The organism is Staphylococcus sp. HMSC14D10 (genome assembly GCF_001808125.1).
GTDB classification, from domain to species: Bacteria; Bacillota; Bacilli; order Staphylococcales; family Staphylococcaceae; genus Staphylococcus; species Staphylococcus haemolyticus.
In genome coordinates this window covers 1-19,379 of the sequence record NZ_KV792249.1, presented here as the reverse complement: position 1 = coordinate 19,379, position 19,379 = coordinate 1, and the positions used below count along the sequence as shown (strand labels likewise).

15 protein-coding genes and 1 pseudogene are annotated in these 19,379 nt (G+C 31.4%); 4 read left to right on the top strand and 12 right to left on the bottom strand.

Annotation, left to right across the window (positions count from 1 at the left end; genetic code table 11):
* Positions 1-49: 49 nt before the first annotated feature.
* Positions 50-1,213 (bottom strand): aminotransferase class I/II-fold pyridoxal phosphate-dependent enzyme, encoded by a 1,164-nt coding sequence (locus HMPREF3134_RS05195; protein ID WP_070441273.1) that lies wholly within the window; start codon positions 1,211-1,213, stop codon positions 50-52.
* A gap of 126 nt (positions 1,214-1,339) precedes the next feature.
* Positions 1,340-2,347, bottom strand: a complete 1,008-nt coding sequence (locus HMPREF3134_RS05190) for an acyltransferase family protein (protein ID WP_070441270.1) — start codon at positions 2,345-2,347, stop codon at positions 1,340-1,342.
* Between the two features lie 240 nt (positions 2,348-2,587).
* Here HMPREF3134_RS05190 and HMPREF3134_RS05185 point away from each other — a divergent pair.
* Together HMPREF3134_RS05185 and HMPREF3134_RS05180 are read left to right on the top strand one after the other, a co-directional pair.
* Positions 2,588-3,026, top strand: a pseudogene (locus tag HMPREF3134_RS05185) (TspO/MBR family protein).
* A gap of 180 nt (positions 3,027-3,206) precedes the next feature.
* Complete coding sequence (locus HMPREF3134_RS05180; RefSeq protein WP_037535525.1) at positions 3,207-3,626, top strand: MarR family transcriptional regulator; 420 nt, start codon at positions 3,207-3,209, stop codon at positions 3,624-3,626.
* Between the two features lie 284 nt (positions 3,627-3,910).
* On the opposite strand, the gene HMPREF3134_RS05175 is transcribed toward HMPREF3134_RS05180, so the two are convergent.
* The 4 genes from HMPREF3134_RS05175 to HMPREF3134_RS05160 all read right to left on the bottom strand — a co-directional run bounded on the left by HMPREF3134_RS05175 (position 3,911) and on the right by HMPREF3134_RS05160 (position 10,554).
* Positions 3,911-7,993 (bottom strand): glucosaminidase domain-containing protein, encoded by a 4,083-nt coding sequence (locus tag HMPREF3134_RS05175; RefSeq protein WP_070441267.1) that lies wholly within the window; start codon positions 7,991-7,993, stop codon positions 3,911-3,913.
* Between the two features lie 252 nt (positions 7,994-8,245).
* Positions 8,246-8,668 carry a GNAT family N-acetyltransferase gene (locus HMPREF3134_RS05170; RefSeq protein ID WP_070441264.1) on the bottom strand — a complete coding sequence of 141 codons (423 nt, stop codon included), beginning with the start codon at positions 8,666-8,668 and terminating at the stop codon, positions 8,246-8,248.
* Positions 8,669-8,808: 140 nt separating this feature from the next.
* Positions 8,809-9,279 (bottom strand): DUF2538 family protein, encoded by a 471-nt coding sequence (locus tag HMPREF3134_RS05165; protein WP_070441261.1) that lies wholly within the window; start codon positions 9,277-9,279, stop codon positions 8,809-8,811.
* A gap of 18 nt (positions 9,280-9,297) precedes the next feature.
* On the bottom strand, positions 9,298-10,554 hold the full coding sequence (locus tag HMPREF3134_RS05160; protein ID WP_070441258.1) for an LCP family protein: 1,257 nt from the start codon (positions 10,552-10,554) through the stop codon (positions 9,298-9,300).
* A 452-nt stretch (positions 10,555-11,006) separates the two neighbouring features.
* Between HMPREF3134_RS05160 and HMPREF3134_RS05155 the strand changes: the two genes are divergently transcribed.
* On the top strand, positions 11,007-12,182 hold the full coding sequence (locus HMPREF3134_RS05155) for a serine hydrolase domain-containing protein (protein WP_070441255.1): 1,176 nt from the start codon (positions 11,007-11,009) through the stop codon (positions 12,180-12,182).
* A 63-nt stretch (positions 12,183-12,245) separates the two neighbouring features.
* Here the strand turns inward: HMPREF3134_RS05155 and rihC are convergent, their stop codons facing one another.
* From rihC to HMPREF3134_RS05125, 6 genes are all read right to left on the bottom strand, one after another.
* Positions 12,246-13,145 carry a ribonucleoside hydrolase RihC gene (gene rihC, locus HMPREF3134_RS05150; RefSeq protein ID WP_070441252.1) on the bottom strand — a complete coding sequence of 300 codons (900 nt, stop codon included), beginning with the start codon at positions 13,143-13,145 and terminating at the stop codon, positions 12,246-12,248.
* 142 nt (positions 13,146-13,287) lie between these two features.
* Positions 13,288-13,578, bottom strand: a complete 291-nt coding sequence (qoxD, locus tag HMPREF3134_RS05145; RefSeq protein WP_011276176.1) for a cytochrome aa3 quinol oxidase subunit IV — start codon at positions 13,576-13,578, stop codon at positions 13,288-13,290.
* Positions 13,575-14,180 carry a cytochrome aa3 quinol oxidase subunit III gene (qoxC, locus tag HMPREF3134_RS05140; RefSeq protein WP_037535537.1) on the bottom strand — a complete coding sequence of 202 codons (606 nt, stop codon included), beginning with the start codon at positions 14,178-14,180 and terminating at the stop codon, positions 13,575-13,577. Before qoxC ends, qoxD begins: the two co-directional genes overlap by 4 nt.
* Positions 14,170-16,158, bottom strand: coding sequence for a cytochrome aa3 quinol oxidase subunit I (gene qoxB / locus HMPREF3134_RS05135; RefSeq protein ID WP_070441250.1), 1,989 nt, complete (start codon positions 16,156-16,158; stop codon positions 14,170-14,172). The genes qoxC and qoxB overlap by 11 nt, the downstream gene beginning before the upstream one ends.
* Positions 16,158-17,282 (bottom strand): cytochrome aa3 quinol oxidase subunit II, encoded by a 1,125-nt coding sequence (gene qoxA / locus HMPREF3134_RS05130; protein WP_070441247.1) that lies wholly within the window; start codon positions 17,280-17,282, stop codon positions 16,158-16,160. The genes qoxB and qoxA overlap by 1 nt, the downstream gene beginning before the upstream one ends.
* Before the next feature lie 295 nt (positions 17,283-17,577).
* On the bottom strand, positions 17,578-17,895 hold the full coding sequence (locus HMPREF3134_RS05125) for a DUF5011 domain-containing protein (protein WP_011276172.1): 318 nt from the start codon (positions 17,893-17,895) through the stop codon (positions 17,578-17,580).
* Between the two features lie 262 nt (positions 17,896-18,157).
* Here HMPREF3134_RS05125 and HMPREF3134_RS05120 point away from each other — a divergent pair, with 262 nt between their 5' ends.
* Positions 18,158-19,303 carry a globin domain-containing protein gene (locus tag HMPREF3134_RS05120; protein WP_070441244.1) on the top strand — a complete coding sequence of 382 codons (1,146 nt, stop codon included), beginning with the start codon at positions 18,158-18,160 and terminating at the stop codon, positions 19,301-19,303.
* The last annotated feature ends 76 nt before the right edge of the window (positions 19,304-19,379 follow it).

Sequence of the window (19,379 nt, the reverse complement as noted above, 5' to 3'; positions counted from 1 at the left end):
AACTGATTGACAGTTAACCACTATTTTAAGTGTCCTTTTTTAATTAAAGTTATATACTGTAATTTGCTTTTAAGAATCTTTCTAATCGACGCATACCCTCTTTTAAAACATCCATGTCATATGCATAAGAGATACGAATATAACCTTTACCCATATCGGTGAATGATGATCCGGGAACCATTGCTACGTGTGCTTCTTCAAGCACTTTGACGCAGAAATCGAAATCATCAGAAGTATAGTTACGAATACTTGGGAATATATAAAAAGCGCCTTCTGGTTGAGCATCCAATTCGAAACCCAATTCTTTTAATTTACTTACTAAATAGTTACGACGCTCTATATAAGCTCGGTTCATATATTGAGGCGCATCTAATCCTTCATTAAGTGCAGCAATACATGCGATTTGTGACGGTACATTTGCACATATACAATTATATGCATGCATAAATGTTAACTTTTCAATTAGGTACTCAGGACCTAGTAAGAAGCCTATACGAATACCGGTAGCGGAGTGAGACTTACTTAACCCACCAATAAGTAATAGTTGATCACGAATTTTCTCAAATTCTGCAAATGAGACATGATTACCTTTGAAAGTATTTTCTGCATAAATTTCATCGCTAATAATAAAAATTTCTTTTTGTTTCAAATAATTTACAATGTCTTTTACTTCATCACGTTCTAATATCACACCAGTTGGATTCGTAGGATAATTAAGCAAAATTGCTTTTGTTTTATCAGTGTAATGTTGCGCAATTAATTCTGGAGTGATTTTAAATTCTGTATTTGTAGTATCTATATAAATAGGCTTACCACCTAATGTTTCAACTAAAGGAATGTAGCCTGCATAAATAGGTCCTGGAATTAATATCTCATCTCCAGGTTCGATAATACTTCGCAATGACGTGTCAAGTGCTTCACTCGCACCATTCGTAATAATGATTTCCTCTTCACTATAATAAAAACCGTACTTATTTTTGAAATAATTACTTATTGCCTGTCGAGTTTCCGGCAATCCCTTATTGTGTGAGTAACTAGTTTTATCTTCTTTAATCGCATTGATGTATGCCTCTTTTACCATATCTGGCATAGGAAAGTCGGGTTGACCAATCGTTAAATTCACACAATCATCAATGTGCTTCATACGATTAGAGAACTGACGTATACTTGGTGCTCTTAAAAATTTGGAATTCGTATTTAAAGATAGTTTCATTTTTTACACCTCAAAAAACCAAATTATAGTAACTTTAAATGTTACTACAAAATTTTAGAATAATCTTATAATAACATATTTTTTAGTCACCATAATTTGGTAAGTCCTTTTGTATTTAACTTTTCATTATCCTCTAAAAGAAGAAGGTTTCTTTAAATTAATCAAAGGATTCGTCCATTTACAAACAAGGTTCGTCGATAGTAAATATACAATTAATACTGAAATGAGAATTAAATAACCGTAAGTGAATACTGATATATGATCTTTAAAAGGATATATTTCCAATCCTCTAACTATACCTATAACTAAACCATGTAATAAATAGACGTACATTGTGCGATTTCCTATATAAGTATAAACACGTTTATGATTACTCATTAAATTGAGGAATGAGAACATAGCTACAAAGATAACGAAGTATAGCAATAGTCTTTTCAATGGGCTGTACACATTTTCATTATTATTTTCAAGTGAAGTATAGGGACTACTACCTAAAAGCCAATCTGAATTGATTGGGTGTATATAGTAGACGATGAAAAATATAATAAGTACAATGATTGAAATTAGCCTTAATTTTTTATTTCTCAATAATTGAGTATGAGCTCGCGTTGTTAAATAACCAACATAAAAAATCGGGAAAAATACGATTGTTCTTGAAATACTCATATAACCATTGATATCATCAGAAAAACCTGCAAGTATTGAAATAATCAAAGCGACAGGTAATACATAATATGCTTTATAGCGACGTACTATGACAAGGATGACATGGAAACAAAATAATGTAAGTAAGAACCACAAAGCAAATACAGGATTAAAAGGGTCCATTTGAATTGCATCACTTTTACCAGTTACAAAATAATAGATAGAAAAGAATGCATAAAATATAGCGTAAGGTGCAATTAACTTTTTAGCTACATTCTCTAGGTAATGTGGTTTATCTAAATGTTTCGCAAAGTATCCAGAGATAAATAAAAACGATGGCATATGGAAACTATAAATTAACAAATATAATGCAGATAAGTATTTACTTTCAGAAGTATAAGGTTGAATCATATGACCGAATACGACTAAAAAGATAAGGATGGCGCGCGCGTTATCGAAAAAGTAATCTCTTTTTGTATCCATCGACATACGATTGTCTCCTTTTTTAATTAATAACTGTATTTAATTTAGTATATATTAACATTGAAATGCAACAATTTAGGATGAAATGTTGGGTAATAACTATTATTTGTATGTAAATTCTATTTGATTTTAAAAAAATAGATTTAAATATGAATAGTATTTGCATAATAGGAAGAGCAAGTTATCACATTAAAGGAGTGGATTAATATTAACACGTTAAAAGACATCATTAAGCTGATACATCCAATGGTAGGTGGGAGTATCATCGGTCGAATCATAGCAAAGGAATCACAACAGGACTACAAAATTTTAGAAAACCACCATTTTCTCCACCTACAAAAACATTTCCGATTGTATGGCCAATATTATATTTATTAATGGGCGTTTCTTATTTAATCACTACTAAAAATAAAAAAAGACAACTCGAATTAAAGTGACACATTATACGCAGTTAACTTTAAACTATTTGTGGTCGATACTTTATTTTAAAAAGAAAGTAAGAGGTATTGCATTAATTGAAAGTATCATGTTGTTTATCTCAGTAGTTGCTAATGCAGTATCAATGTTTAAAATACATCGAGTGACTGGATTATTACAGATTCCATATGTACTTTGGTCTGCATTTGCAAGTTATTTAAATGCAGGTAATTATTACCTTAATAAGGACAATCCAAACTATAAATAGCAATGGAATATATCAATGATTCATAGTTTAAATATATATTCAGCGAGATGCTTTAAAACTTAATGAAATTAAAATTGAATTATTTAGAATTGTATTGTGACAAAATATTGAAAGTACATGACATATAAAAAAATCATAGTATAATAGTATTATCAATTATAAATGTGGAGTAGAACAACAATGTATAATCAACTAGAAAAACTTATTACACTAACTAATAATGACCTTAATTTGGTTAATAGACGTTTTGGACAGCGTACAGATATTACAAATGATCAATTAGAACTATTGAGAATTTTATATAGTTATGATCGATTGTCGCAATATGATTTAACGATGAAGATTAGTAGAGAGCAATCCATTGTATCTAGATGGATTAAGAAATTAGTGCAAAAAGGATATATAACTAGTCAACAGTCTCATGAAGATTTACGTTGCAAAGACTTATGCCTAACAGAAGAAGCTCGTAATTTGATTCAACAAATCAATACGGCAAGATGTGAGTTAATAGAAGCGCGTTGTCAGTGTCTAAGTAAGGAAGAAATACAAAGTTTAAATCAACTATTAGATAAGCTAAATAGTCGTCACATATATATTTAAATAAATGAGTCCTATTGTCTTAATGAATTTAGCCAAATGATCATTATAGCGATAGGGCTTTTTTAGTACAGTTAAATGGGCACAAGAATATAATTTTTAATTGAATATTTAAAATTGTACGAACTAGCAACATATATATAATAAAATAATTATAAAAAGACAATTTCTATAGTGTATCAATAGAAATTGTCTTTTTAATTTGTCCAAGAACTTAATGTCCTAGAATCTTGGTTATTCAAATGAGAATTTTATGTCTCATTCATTTTATTAGTAAATATAGTTATTTATTTGCTATAGCTTGAGATATCAAAATATTTACCAACAGCTTTAATTTCATTATAAAGTTGTTTTAAATATTGAGCGTTAGAATTAGCCCAATTAATATCAGTTGCATATTGGTGTGTAGCAGGGTGGTCTGGATTCCAACGCATTTTATATAGCGTATTTTGGCCTGCTTTAATATAGTCTTTACCTATAAATTTAGCACCACCAATAATCGCTTTAGATACTGAATTCCAACCAGCTTGCTTAGCATAATTAATACCTTTATATAGTGGATTAGCATCAAAAGCGGCTATACCAAATACATTATGATATTTTGTAGCACTATTAGTAGTAACATAGTTATTTACGATGTTTGCACCTTTAGCTAATTGAGATTGACCATTACCAGTTTCAATTAATGCATGTGCAATTAAGTAAATTTCATTGATACCTGAAGTAGCAGCAGCTTGACTGAATGCTTGACCTTGATTTTCAAGAACACCTTTACCTTTAAGTAATTGATTCAAACTTGCTACAGAAAGATTTTGCGGGCGATCTAAGCGTAAGAATTGGTATTTAAGCGTATCATCTTTAGCTAATTTTTCTGTGTTCATAGCGTTTTTAATTTCACTATAAGTTGCGTTTGACCAACCATAACCATTTCTTTGAACTTGTGGTGGAGCCCCGTACGCATTTTGTTGAAGTGATACAGCTTGATTTAATGTTCTATATGATTTTGAATATTTAACTAATTCTTTTTTCAAATCAGTATCTTTAATCCATACATATTTGCCATTACTTAATTTACCATAATACCAAGTTTTACCATTAACGACTTTACGAATTGTTACTTGGAAAATTTGTTCATTAAAAGCTTTTAATGAAGTTGCTTTAGCTGTACTAGGGTCATCATAGTAATAACCATTAGTTGTGTTGATAATAAATTCATATTGATATTTTTCACCATTATCTGATGAAGTATTTGATGAAGTTAAGTCATTCTTAGCAATCCAACCAGTTTTACCGTTAACAGTACCGTATAGATAAGTTGTGTTTCCAATAACAACTGATTTAGATACTTTAATTGATTTATTAGCTAAATCTTTATTATCTAAACGTTGTTGGTTTGTACCCCACGCAATTGAGTATAGACCATTATTTTTGTTGTTAATTTTATAAGTACCTGATGTTTTTTGTTCAGAACTAGAGTTTTGAACTTTCAAGTCTTTGACATTGAACCAACCTAAAGGTGTATTTGTCGTAGTATTTTGAAGTAACACATAAGTATTACCATCAATTGTTTTTTCTTTAGAAACGTTGAAAGTACGATTAGCATACTTAGTTGCATTTTTACCTGTTTTATCATAAACAGTTGCACGTGCACCGCTGTTGTTCGCATTAACTTGAGCTACTTTTGACACAGTTTGAGTTGATGCAGTAGATGGTTTAGTAGCTTTAGTGTTTACAGCAAATTTAGCATTTACTTTAGGTGTTTGTTTAACATCAGTTGATTTAATCCAACCCCAAACATTGTTGATTACACCGTGTAAGTACGTTTCGTTACCAACTTTAAGGTTATCAATTGATTTTAACTGTTTACCACTTGAAGGTACTGTAGCTTTAACTTGTTTAGCTGTTCCCCAAGGTGTGTCGTAAATATTTGCATTTCCATTAATATCGTAATAAGTGGCATTAGTTTTGTTAGGTGTTGTAGTTTTAACAGAAATTTCTGAAACAGGTACCCAACCACGTGAAGTATTACCATTATAATCAGAAATTAAGTAATAATCTTTATTGTTCAACGTAGCTTTCTTAGTTATGTTGTACGTTTTTCCACCAATAGTTGCGTTAGCTTTCACATTTTTATCATAAACAGTTGTATACGTTCCTTTATTCTTAGTAGAAACCTGACCTAATGTATTCTTAAGATTCGATACTTTTAAAGTATTATCTACAGTAGGTGTTTTACTTTCAGAAGATGGTTTAGTTATATTAGATAGAAATGCTTTGCTAACCCATCCATTTTTACCATTTAAAGAGCCATATAAATAAGTGGCTGTGCCAACTTGTTGAGACTTTGTTGCTTTAAATGGTGCTGTATTAGATTTTAAAACAGTTCCAGCTACTTGATTATAGTTACCCCATGGCACTGTATATAGCGTAGCACCTGATTTTATATTATATGATTGGTTTATTTTTACAGGAGATTTTACTGTATTATAAACGGTTTCTCCTTGCTTAACCCAACCGTACACTTTACCACTATTGTAGTCAGATAATAGATAATACTTATCTTTACCAAGTGTGGCAGATTTAGTTACAGATAAAGTGTTATGAACTTGGTTGGTAGCTTTACCTTTATCATCATAAACTGTTGTGTAAACACCACTATTATCAGTTTTAATTTGAGCTAAGCCACTATTTGACTTAACAGTTAATTTTGGTGATGTAGTAGTGGAACCATTATTACTTGAACCACCTTTATTGGTATTAGATGAGCTACTACTTGAAGTAGTACCCCAAGGTGCTACTTGGCCTGTTTTAATTAAATATTTTTCATTAATTAAATCGTATAATTCATTATAAGTATAATTATGGCTTTGTAGGTAAGCGTGTGGGTCAGAATGGTCTGTACCACCTAGGAATCGACTAATTGCATAGTGAGTCCAAACTGTACCTTGACCATCATTTTCAGCACTATTAGGTGTTAATCCATAATATTGTAATTGTGTTGCAGCATAATCTGCATAGTTATTCATTGATTTAGCGAATGAAGCATAGTCATGTGTATGAACAATTTCAACATTTATAAAACGACCATTAGCATTTGGACCCGCACCCCATGATAAGTAGTCAGTAGGGGCAGTTTCTATAATACGGTTACCGTCTACAAATGCATGAACGAAAGCTGAGTTGTAATTGTTTTTCATGTAATTAATTTCACCATCAATAGTTGAGTTATCATTAGCCGTTTCATGAACTACAATACCTTCAGGTTTACCTACACCATTACGATATCCATATTTAGGGAAATAAGATGAATAATTTTCTTCGATTTTAGATGCTTGTAAGTTATTCGAACGAATATAATTGTTGATTGATGAACTTACTTGTGGTTTATATTTCGGTAAAGATGATGTAGTTGCTTTAGCTGCATAACGTTTAACTGTTTTTACTGAAGTTGCTGGACCACCTTTGCCACCAACAGATCTAAATTCAGAATAACCTGATTGAGTACTGTTAGATGTAGATGTTTGAGTTGTTTTTGATGCTGATGCATTCTTAGTATTAGCTTCTTGTGATGTTTTAGCTTGATCTACGTTTACTTGAGTTGCATTATTATCATTATTACTATAAGTACTAACTTTCTTATCACTGCTTTGCTTAGACTCTATTTGGTTGTTAGACTGAGTCACTTGATTAGATTGTGATGGAGTAACAGATGATGAATTCAATTGATTTTTATTTGATGAAGTTAAACTATTCTCTTGTTGTGAGTTAGAACTACTTTCATCAATTTGATTATTAACATATTGTGTAGTGTTTTGATTAATATTAACAGATGTATCATCATTTGACTGAACTTGAGATGATGGTAAAGTGTTTTTAGAAGCTTGCAATGTTTTCTTATTAGCATCAGTATTACTTTGTGTGTTATTGATATTAGTATTTTGATCAGATTTATTTGAAGATGAAACTTCTTGCTTGCTATCTTTAACCTTAGCTAGCTCACTATTTGAATTAGTAGCGTTTGTGTTAGCAGTACTTTGATTTTGCGTACTTTGTTGATCTTGTGAAGTCTGTTTTGTTGTAGTTAAATTATCTAATTTAGCATCATACGTTTTGCTTTCTGTAGCAACAGATGCTTTAACATCAGAAGGATTTTGATACGTTTGTACCCCTGATACACTTTGAGCTGAATTAGTTACTTCTTTTTTAGCTTGCTCAGCATTTTCTATATTCTGTTGATCATCAATAACATTATTTGTATTATTCGAATTTTGATTCACTTCAGCTGCATGTGCATGTTGTGAAGTAAATGCAGCACCAAATAATGTGATCGCAATCATCGAAGGAAATTTTAAATTAAACTTTTTGGTCATTTTGTTACTCCTCGTTATTATTAATATTACAAATTCATTATAGTATTTAAATTAAGGCTATGATTAGATTTAACTTATTTGTAAACTAACTTTAATACTTTCTTACATATAGTAAACAAATTATGATTTTACTAAGGAATACATTACGAAGCACAGATAATTTAAAATACATTAGTTTAAGCTACTATTAAAAAAATGAGATAGTCTATTTAATTAATTACAAGTACTCTATGAATTTAGAATATAAATAGTTTAAATATTCTTATACATTTTTATATGATCGATATTTTCCTCAATAAAAACTGGGCCCGTTTGAATATAATCTAGTTTCTCATAAAAGCCTTGAGCTTGTACTTGAGCATTTAAAACTAATTGATTGTATCCCTTATCTTTTGCAAAACGTTCAATAGCGTGCATCATTGTTTTGCCATACCCATCTTTTCTATAAGGTTTTAAAATAGCAACTCTTTCTACTTTTGCTGCGTTGTTATAAGGTCTAAATCTCGCACATGCAAAAGGTACATGATTTTTGTCGTAGCCAATAATATGTGTAGATTCTTCCTCAAATGAATCTAATTCATTTTCCAAGGGAACACCTTGTTCTTTCACAAATACTTCTCTTCTAATAAAAAAACATTCTGATAACATATCTTTGTTTTTTACTATTTCAAACATCTTAATTCCCCCATATATATGTAATTATTAAAAGTTACAAAAATTAAATTTATAAAAGTATAAAGTTATTCTATATGATTTAAAGATATAAAAAACTCCTTTTTACAACAAATTTGTAAAAAGGAGTGGAAATTGTTTTATTATAAGGCTTCTTGGCGAACAATCGCACTGTACTGCCAAAATATTCTCATTTGAGCAATATTCCAATTATTCATGCCCATTGTAAAACCTGAAGGCTTGAATAATGTTACATCAGTAACTTCTAATGCTGCCGCAATAAGATATTGAAGAGGAACGCTAATACTTTGCATTGTCTCAGTAATACCATTTTCATCATAAACCCATGAGAACGGTAAATCCGATTCAAAAACATCTACTTTATTGAAGATTTCTGGTAAAGCAAGAATGTAGCACGCACCACTTACAATTGGATTAACAGAATTTTCACCATAGTAGACTAATAATGCTTCAAAATTTTCACGATGTTCATGATTAACGTAAAAGAATTCACTTCTAAATAATGCCATGTCTTTGCTATGAATAATTTGTTGCTCTAAAACATTAAACATACCATTAATGTTAGCAGCTTTTTCATATGTTTTACGTGACATAGTTTGTACTCCTCTCAATTAGTAAATTTGATTCATTTGATCTTGATTGTTATTGAATGAATCAGAACTATTTGTCTGATTGTAGTTATCATTTTGAGTACTACCTTGACTACTTTGGTCAATACCTTCATTTGAGTTTGAACTATTTTCTTCAGATGATTGTATATTATTATTGTTATCTGAATTTGTTGAATCATCGATGTTATCATCAGAAGAAGATGAATCTTTTTGATTATTTTTCAATAAAGACTGATCAAGAGGTGTAAGTGGTACAAGTGTACCGTAATGTTTAATAACGCGTTGATCTAAGAATTCATCCTTATTTGTTATTTTAGATAGTCCTAAATCAGAACGCAATATATTTGAATATTTCATAATACTACTAACGCTCGGATTATAATAGTAAATATTTTGTAAGTAATCATCTTTACCCTTGAGTTGAGACTTTTTAAATTCAATGTCATCAGATAAGTACATAGATGCTAGAGATTTGATTTCAGAAGAAGTTAAATTATGTTTCGCATTTTTCCCAACTATTTGTACTAAATCATCTAATTTATCATATGAATCAAGGCTCTTAGCTTTTTGGAATAATAATTTAATTAAATCCATTTGTCTTTCGCCACGTTTTAAATCAGAATCGTGATGTCGTGTTCTTGCAACGGCTAGCGCTTCATCACCATTAAGTTTTTGATAGCCTTTTTTAATTTTAATTCTACCGCTATCGTCTGTATTAGGCTCATTTAAGTCGTAAGGAACGTCATAATAAATACCACCAAGTTCATCAACTGCCTCAACGAAGGCATCCATATTTACTCGTACATAATAATCAACAGGAACGTTTAATGTCGCCTCGACAGAATCCATAGCAGCTACAGGTCCTCCGTATGCATGTGCGTGAGTTATCTTGTCGTAATAACCAACTTTTGGTATATAACTAATCGTATCACGTGGGATACTAAGTAATCGTATTTGACGCTTTTCAGGACTGAAGGTAGAAAGAATCATAGAATCCGTTCTTGAATGTTCTGTAGTTTGGCCATTTTTACGACGACCTTCATTATCATCAATTCCTAAAAATAAGATTGAAACTGCATCTTTAGAAGGGTTTACTTTTCCTTCACGTATGTTTGATTGACGCTTCGAATCAGATTTATCATATGAGGCTTGCATTGCACTTTCAGAAGTTTTATACAAATTGATGATAAAAATTACAGGAACAACGATTAGTACTAGTGTAAGTAGCATCATAAAATATTTTAAAAATCGGTTCATAGCATTTGCTCCTATACATATTATCTTTTATAAGAGATTTTATGATTTGAAAAATAAAAATTGTTACATTTTTATTTAACATGAAGTATAAAATCAAAAATAAATTTATATTTTTTGCTTGTATTCAAAGTTGTAAGGATGGTGTAATTATATATAATGTATACTCTCATAGCCTTAAATTGTATTACTTTTTGGAGAGAATTACAACTTTAAGTTTAATACAAAATTTACATTATTAAAATAGAATTTACAAAAGATGGTTAAGCAATATTAGATAATACTTTATCATACTAAAGTACGATGTAATAAAAAATTATAACTGTATGATTAAAGAAAGATGAATTCAATGGTGTTGTGTTATATAATATAAAATATTAAACGAATAAAAAATGATTTAGATAGAATAGGTTTTAATTTAGATATACTTCTATATTAGACGTAAGAGGGACTCCATGAAAAATAACAAATTAAAAATTATAGCTTTTATTTTAGTATTAATTGTTTTAATACTTCTCATTATATTATTCGTCATTAAAATTACTAACTATAGTATTAAGGACAGTGAATATAACAATGTTAATGATAACAAGGCTTATATAGAACATCGTGATAAAAACTATAAAACAGTTGATAAGCTCAAAACGGTTCAAGCAAAAGATGATAATATTGAACAAATTAATACGTATTTAAAAAATGTTCATTTCAATGGATCAATTACAGTTTTAAAAGATGGAAAATTAATGCTTGATAAAGGGTATGGTTATCAAAATATTAGCAGTAAGAAAAAAAGCAATGCAAATACGATGTATTTAATTGGATCAGCTCAAAAATTCACTACTGGCTTAGTACTCAAGCACTTAGAATTATCAAACAAAATTAATATTAATGACCCTGTTACTAAGTATTTGCCGTGGTTTAAGACAAATAAAACAATTACATTGAAAGATTTAATGTTACATAGAAGTGGTTTATATAAATTTAATGCTAATCCTAATACAAAGAGTTTAGATGGGGCAGTTCATGATATTCAAAGAAGAGGGATTAATAGTAAATATTATCATAAGCATTTATATAACGATGCTAACTATCTAGTTCTTGCGCAAGTTATAGAAGCAGTAACACATCATTCTTATGTGGAAAATTATTATAAATTACTAGCAGAACCCTATCATTTAGAGCATAGTGCTTTCTTTAATGAAAAGCCTTATAAAAAGGATATGGCCACTGGATACAAAGTAAAAAATAATAAACTAAAAACGATGAATCCGAATGTATTAGGTCAATATTATGGTGCAGGAAATTTATTTATGTCTACACATGATATGGCTAGATTAGTTAATGATTTACAGCAAAATAATATTTTCAATCAAGCAGTTACAACATCATTACTTCAAGAAATTGGGAGCACTAAATATCCAGAATCTTATAGATATGGATTCTATTCGACTCCTCAAGTCAATCGAATTAATGGTGTGTTTTTCGGTCAAATATTTACGGTATATTTTAATGAAGATTATATTATTGTACTGGCTACGAATAAAGTTGATTATTCTAAAGTGTCAAATGAGTCAATTATTTCTCATATTTATTATCAATTACTTGGTCAAAATATTTATGAAACCAAATAAAGAGAGCTATAACGAAATGTAATAAAGATGCATTTTGTTATAGCTTTTTTTAATTAAAATGAATTATTTAATTGTGTCTTTAAATATTGAGCAGTAGTTCTTATTTAGACTTGAAGTAACAATTTTACAATTTGGATAGGGGGAGTCGTAATCAACAACTGTAGCTCCCTTGGTCAATGTGCCATGTAATTCAATTCGTACACTAGCTAGTATCGTTTCATAGCTTTCAGGATCAAGTAAATATAATACTGTGAAGACATCATATAATTTTAACCCTTTAGCGAAGTCTTTCTCTCTATAATGTTGAAAGATTTGATAGAGCATTGAACTTGTTCTACTCATATGTTCAAATGACGCTAAATAGTCATGAGTTAACAGCGATTGTCGTGCTAAATCAAGTCCAATCATAGTGATGGGAAGGTTACTCTCAAATACAATATGCGCTGCTTCAGGATCACTATAGATATTAAACTCTGCAAGTGGCGTTACATTACCTCGTCCTGAACTTCCTCCCATTAAGACAATTTCTTTAATATGATCTTTAACTTCAGGAAACGTACTTATCAATAGAGCAATATTCGTAAGTGGACCTAACGCTATAAGCGTAATAGGGGTGTTTGAATGTAAAAGTATCTCCTTCATTGCAGTTATTGAGTTAGTAGAAGCTAATTGGTCATTTGATATAGATGGGAAGTCGTATCCATCCATACCACTTTCACCATGAACTTGGCTTGCATCTATTGCTTTATTAATTAACGGTTTTGCAGAACCTCTGTGAACAGGTACGTCACTATTGAAGAAAGCTTTCAATTTCAGAGCATTAGCAGTCGTTTTTTCTATATTGACATTTCCATTGACTGTGGAAATCATTTTTACATCGAAGAATGGATGTAATAGGGCAACACTCAATGCAGCAGCATCATCAATTCCTGGATCAGTATCTATGATTATAGGTAAAGTCATTATTCAAATGCATCTCCTTCACAATAAATGATTTAAATTAAAGATAACTTAAATCAGGTATGAAATGAAAGCATAAAGAAAGAACCTGTTTGAAACTTTGACGAGTTTCATAACAGGTTCTTTGTGTGAGATAAATATTAAATTATAAGTGGTGAGAATGTCCACCTTGCATAACCCAATACGTACCAATAACAGTCACTAATGTGATGATAATCGCAAAGATAACTTTGAACGATTGTACTTGACCATCTTTACCTTCAGTTAAGTGCATGAACATTAATAATTGAACTGCAGCTTGAATAAATGCAAAGCCAAAGATGATTGTTGTTTTAGCATGGAATGTCATGTTTGTGTATAGAGTTACGAAAACTGCTAATAACGTCAAGACGATTGAGGCAATAAAGCCGACTGTATGTTTTACGATTGTATTCATCCGCTATACACCATCCCTATCATATATACGGCAGTGAAGATGAAGATCCAAACAACATCTAAGAAGTGCCAGTATAAACTTACAATGAATAATTTAGGAGCATTAAATTTATTAAGACCACGTGTAGCCACTTGAATTAATAAACAAATGATCCAACCAATACCTAATGATACGTGAGCACCGTGTGTACCTAATAGGATGAAGAAACTAGACCAATAAGATCCAATTTGTGGTGTTACACCTTCAGAAACATAGTGAGCAAATTCGTAAATTTCGAATCCAACGAACACTAGACCTAAAAGGACAGTAAGAATCATCCAGAACATCATTAAGTTTTGTTTTTCTTTACGCATGTAATAAATTGAAATACCACATGTGTAAGAACTAATTAATAAGGCAAACGTCATAATTAATACAAGCGGTAACTCGAATAATTCTGTTGTCATTTTGCCAGCATAATCGCCACCATGTTGCAACGTTAATAACGTTGCGAACAAAGTACCGAATAATGAGAATTCGGCTGTAAGGAAAATCCAGAAGCCAAGTTTATTTAATTGACCTTCGTGCGTACGTGAATCAACAGTATTTGTATCATGACTCATGACCTACAGCCTCCCTTTCTTTAATACGAGCTTCTCTTAAACGAGCTTCATTTTCAGCAACTTCAGAAGCAGGGATATGATAACCATGATCTTGTACGAAACTTTGGTAAACTAATGAACCAAGAATACCTACTAAGCAGATTGCAGCAGGGATTACAGTTTCGAAGATTAAGAAGAAACCACCTAATAACATGAATATACCCATAATTACACCTGTATGTGTATTGTTTGGCATATGAATGTCTTTATAATTATGGTTATCTAAATAATGACGACCATGTTCTTTCATATCAACAAATGTATCATAGTCATTCCAATCTGGAGTGATAGCAAAGTTGTATTTAGGTGGAATTGCAGAAGCAGTAGACCACTCTAAAGTACGTCCAAGACCATCCCAGTTATCTCCAGTAGCTTCACGTGGAGCTTTGATATGACTGTATACAATGCTTACTACTAAGAATAGGAAACCAACAGCCATTAATAATGCACCAATAGTAGAGATTAGGTTTAATAACCACCAACCATCAGAAGGCATATAAGTGTATAAACGACGAGGCATTCCGTCTAATCCAAGAATGAATTGTGGTAAGAAACATACGTTAAATCCAATCATGAATAACCAGAAACACCATGCATTTAGTTTTTCGTTTAATTTGTAACCCATCATCTTAGGATACCAGAAGATTAAACCAGCTAGGCAGGCAAATACAACACCAGTAACCAATGTATAGTGGAAGTGAGCTACTAAGAAATAAGTATTATGGTATTGATAGTCAGCTGATGCCATCGCTAACATTACACCTGTAACCCCACCTAATAAGAAGTTAGGGATGAAGGCTAATGAGAATAGCATAGGTGACTCGAACGTAATACGTCCTTTATATAATGTTAATAACCAGTTAAATAATTTAACCCCGGTTGGTACACCGATTAACATTGTTGAAATTGAGAAGAATGAGTTGATTAAAGCACCATTACCCATTGTGAAGAAATGGTGAACCCAAACTAAGAAACTTAAGAATGCGATACCAGCAGTTGCCCACACCATACTTTGGTGTCCGAATAAACGTTTACGAGCAAATGTTGGAATAATTTCTGAATAAATACCAAATGCAGGCAAGATAACGATATAAACCTCAGGGTGCCCCCATACCCAGAAGAAGTTTGCCCATAACATTGGCATACCGCCATCGGCAACTGTAAAGAATGCAGTTCCAAATACACGGTCAGTAGTCATTAATGCAAGTACAACTGTGAATACTGGGAACGCAAGAATTACGATTAAAGTCGTAATAAATGTTGTTACAGTAAACATAGGCATTTGCATGAATTTCATTGTTGGTGTTTTACATCTAAGTATTGTTACGAAGAAGTTAATACCAGTCATTAAAGTACCAATACCTGAAATTTGAATTGCGACTAGGTAATAGTTAACACCTGGGCCTGGACTAAATTCACCAGCTAATGGTGCGTAGTTTGTCCAACCAGCCGCTGGTGAACCACCAATAATGAATGAAAGGTTGAATAATATCATACCAACGAAGAATAACCAGAAACTAATGTTATTCATAACTGGGAACGCCACATCACGAGCCCCAACTTGTAGTGGAACGACTAAGTTCCATAAACCAAATACGAATGGCATAGCCATAAAGATAATCATGATAACGCCGTGCGTACTGAAGATTTCATTATAGTGATTTGATTCCAAGAAAGTATTATCTGGAATTGTTAATTGAGTACGTAATAGTAATGCATCAATACCACCACGAACGAACATAAGTACGGCACAAATTAAGTACATTAAACCGATTTTTTTATGGTCTACGGATGTGAACCATTCTTTGTAAAGATATTTCCATAACTTGAAGTAAGTAATTACTGCGATTAAACCAATAACTAGGAATGGCGCACCAATTTGTGCCATTGTAATCATCCAGTTACCTTTAACGAGCAATTGATCCCATGGAAAATTCATTAATGTCCACCTCCATGATCATTGTCTGCTTTGCTACCAAATTTAGACGCATTTTCGTCTTTTGCACTTTTACTGATTTTTTCCATTTCCTTAGAGTTATGATCTTCTTCTTTCTTGAATTCATTATCATAAGGATCATTGTTACCAAGAATCATAGGTTTCATACCATGACGCTTATAGTTAGCGTTAGTGATTTGAACCTTACGAGCTGGTTTTTGTGGTTTATCAGTAACATCTTTGTACAAGTCTTTCTCAGCTACAAAGTTAGGATCTTTTTGAACATAATTGTAACGTTTGTAAGCGTAGAAGATGTACTCTGGATCAGCTGCAGGGTCAACGAATGCCATATGCGTACCACTGAATGTCAATTCTTTATTAGGTGTACTTGGTAAGAGTTGTTTATCAAACTCATCTTGGCTAAGTGTTTTCTTGCTCTTAGCATCTTTAACCCAAGAATCGAATTCACTTTGGTCTACAGAGTGTACTTTAAACGTTTGGCGAGAGAAACCTTCACCATTGAAGTTTGAGTTACGACCTCTGAAAGTACCTGTTTGATCAGCTTGTAAAGTCCAATCCATTGTCATGCCAGTCATGGCATATTTTTGACCACCTAGTTGAGGAATCCAGAAACTTGTCATCGTATCCATAGATTGTAATTTGAATACTACAGGACGGTTTTTAGGAATAGTTAAAGTATTAACCGTTTCAACTTTTTGTTCTGGATAAGCGAAGAACCATTTATATCCAGCACTTACTGCGTATACAACCACTGGATCTTCCTTACTTTCTGGTGGTTTCTCATAATCGTATAAAGTTTTAACTGTTGGAATAGATAAAGCAATTACGATAATGATAGGTACCACAAACCAAATTGTTTCAATTAAAGAATTGTGGTGCATCTTACCAGTTTCGCTGTTTTTATTGTAGCTATACTTGAAAATAAAAATAGCGAACATAGTAAGTACAACAGCAACAATAACAAGCATGAAGATGATTGAATAGATAATCAAGAACTTCTGACTACTTGCTACTGGCCCTTTTGCATTAAATACTTCAACATTCGAACAACCACTAAGTAAAATTAGCGTGCCGAACATTAGAAGTAAAGACTTAAATTTTGACACTTTTTTGACCTCCTAATACTACAAATGTAGGGCTTATCATTAATTTTAGTTTATTACGCAATATTTACAAGTACTTATCCGAAAAAAATTATAATTATATATAGGAAACAACTAGAAACAATAGGAATGACGGGGAATGTAAGATTTGTTAAAATTATGTGTCTATTATGTGAAAAATGACAAATTTAAGTGATATACGCATATAGTTGAGAAATGTTATCATTTTCAATGTTTTCAAGTGTTTTTGACACAAAAAAAGATGAGATTATTCATCTCATCTCAAAAATTTGTCATATTATTTAACTTCTATGTATCGAGTTGAAGTTTCTTCTGCACCATCTGAATCAATGACATTATATTTCACTTTATATTTGCCTACTTTAGAAGTATCAACATGACCATCTACAGTGATCTTATGTGTTAAATCACCATCTTCTTTATCATAAGCACTAATTCCATTTAGTAGATTATAATTTTGGCCTTTTTCGATTACGATATCATTCACACCTCTAAGCTCAGGGGAGTGATTAGTTGTTGCTTCTGCACTTAAGTTGGGGGTAACTAGAGTTGCGGAGACGCCTAGCGCTGAAAGTGACTGGATTAGTTTATTCATTAAGTTAACCTCCGTTAAAAAAATAAAGTCATTGACTAATTTAATTAAACTATACAATATATTCTGAAAATAAACATCATACTATAGTCCTAATATATCGTATTATTTTAAGAATTTAAATAATAAGAGGAAAAATATATATTAAGATTATGTAAAATGAACAATTTGTGAATTTAATTACAATTGATTTAAAAATTTTGCAAATTGGAATAGAATGAATTTGGAAAGGTTTGAAATATTTAACTAAATGGGAGTGACTTTCATGTTAAATGAAAAAGAAAAAGGCATTATCAAAGAAACGGTACCAGTATTACAAGAGAAAGGCACTGAAATAACCTCATATTTTTACAATAGAATGTTCAATCAACATCCAGAATTAAAAAATATGTTTAACCAAACGAACCAACAAAAAGGATTTCAATCAACTGCATTAGCGCAAAGTGTTTTAGCGGCAGCTGTTAATATTGATAATTTAGGCAACATCATGCCTGTAGTTAAAGAAATCGCTTATAAACATTGTGCATTAGAAGTTCCGCCAGCAGGTTATGACATTGTTGGAGAAAATTTAATAGAAGCAATAAAGGCAGTAGTAGGACTAGAAGATGATCATCCAATCATACAAACTTGGAAGAAAGCTTATCAAGAAATCGCAGATGTGTTTATTCAAGTTGAAAAAGATATCTATGCTAGTATGCTTTGGGAAGGTTTCCAACCTTTTGAAATTGAAAAAATCGAACAATTATCTTCAGATATCAAAGCTTTCACAGTTAAATCTACTGACTATGATTTAAGTCAATTTACACCTGGTGAATACATCACTGTGGATGTAAGTAGTGAAAAAATGCCATATCGCGCAAAAAGACATTATTCAATTGTATCTGGAGAAAACGAGCGTTTAACATTTGCTGTTAAACGTGATGTGACAACTGACCATGAAGGTGAAGTTTCAACTATATTGCATGATGAATTAAAAGAAGGAGACAAAATTAATTTATCAGCACCTGTAGGTCCATTTGCGGTTGCAAATCCTGAAAAGCCTCAATTATTTATTGGTGCGGGTATCGGTGTTACACCATTAGTTTCAATGTTTAATGAAGTGGTTGTTAAAGATAGTAATGCTCAATTTATTCAAGTAACTGGAGATGTCAACGATACACCATTCACTTCATATTTAGAAAATATTAGTCAAAAATCAGACAAAGCAAAATATGAACTTTATGATCGTGAAAAAAATGGCTATTTAACTAAAGAATACTTAGAAAAATATATAAGTGAAAATACAGAGGTTTACGTTTGTGGTGGTGCTAAATTTATTCAATCTGTTATTGAAGTATTAAAAGCATTAGATGTTGATCAAAGTCATATTCATTATGAAACATTTGTACCAAAATTAAGTGTTGCAGTTTAATATTGAAATAGATATTTATTAATAAGATTTTGTATAAATTATGGCTCTACGTCAAATCGGACTGATGAGTCCAATT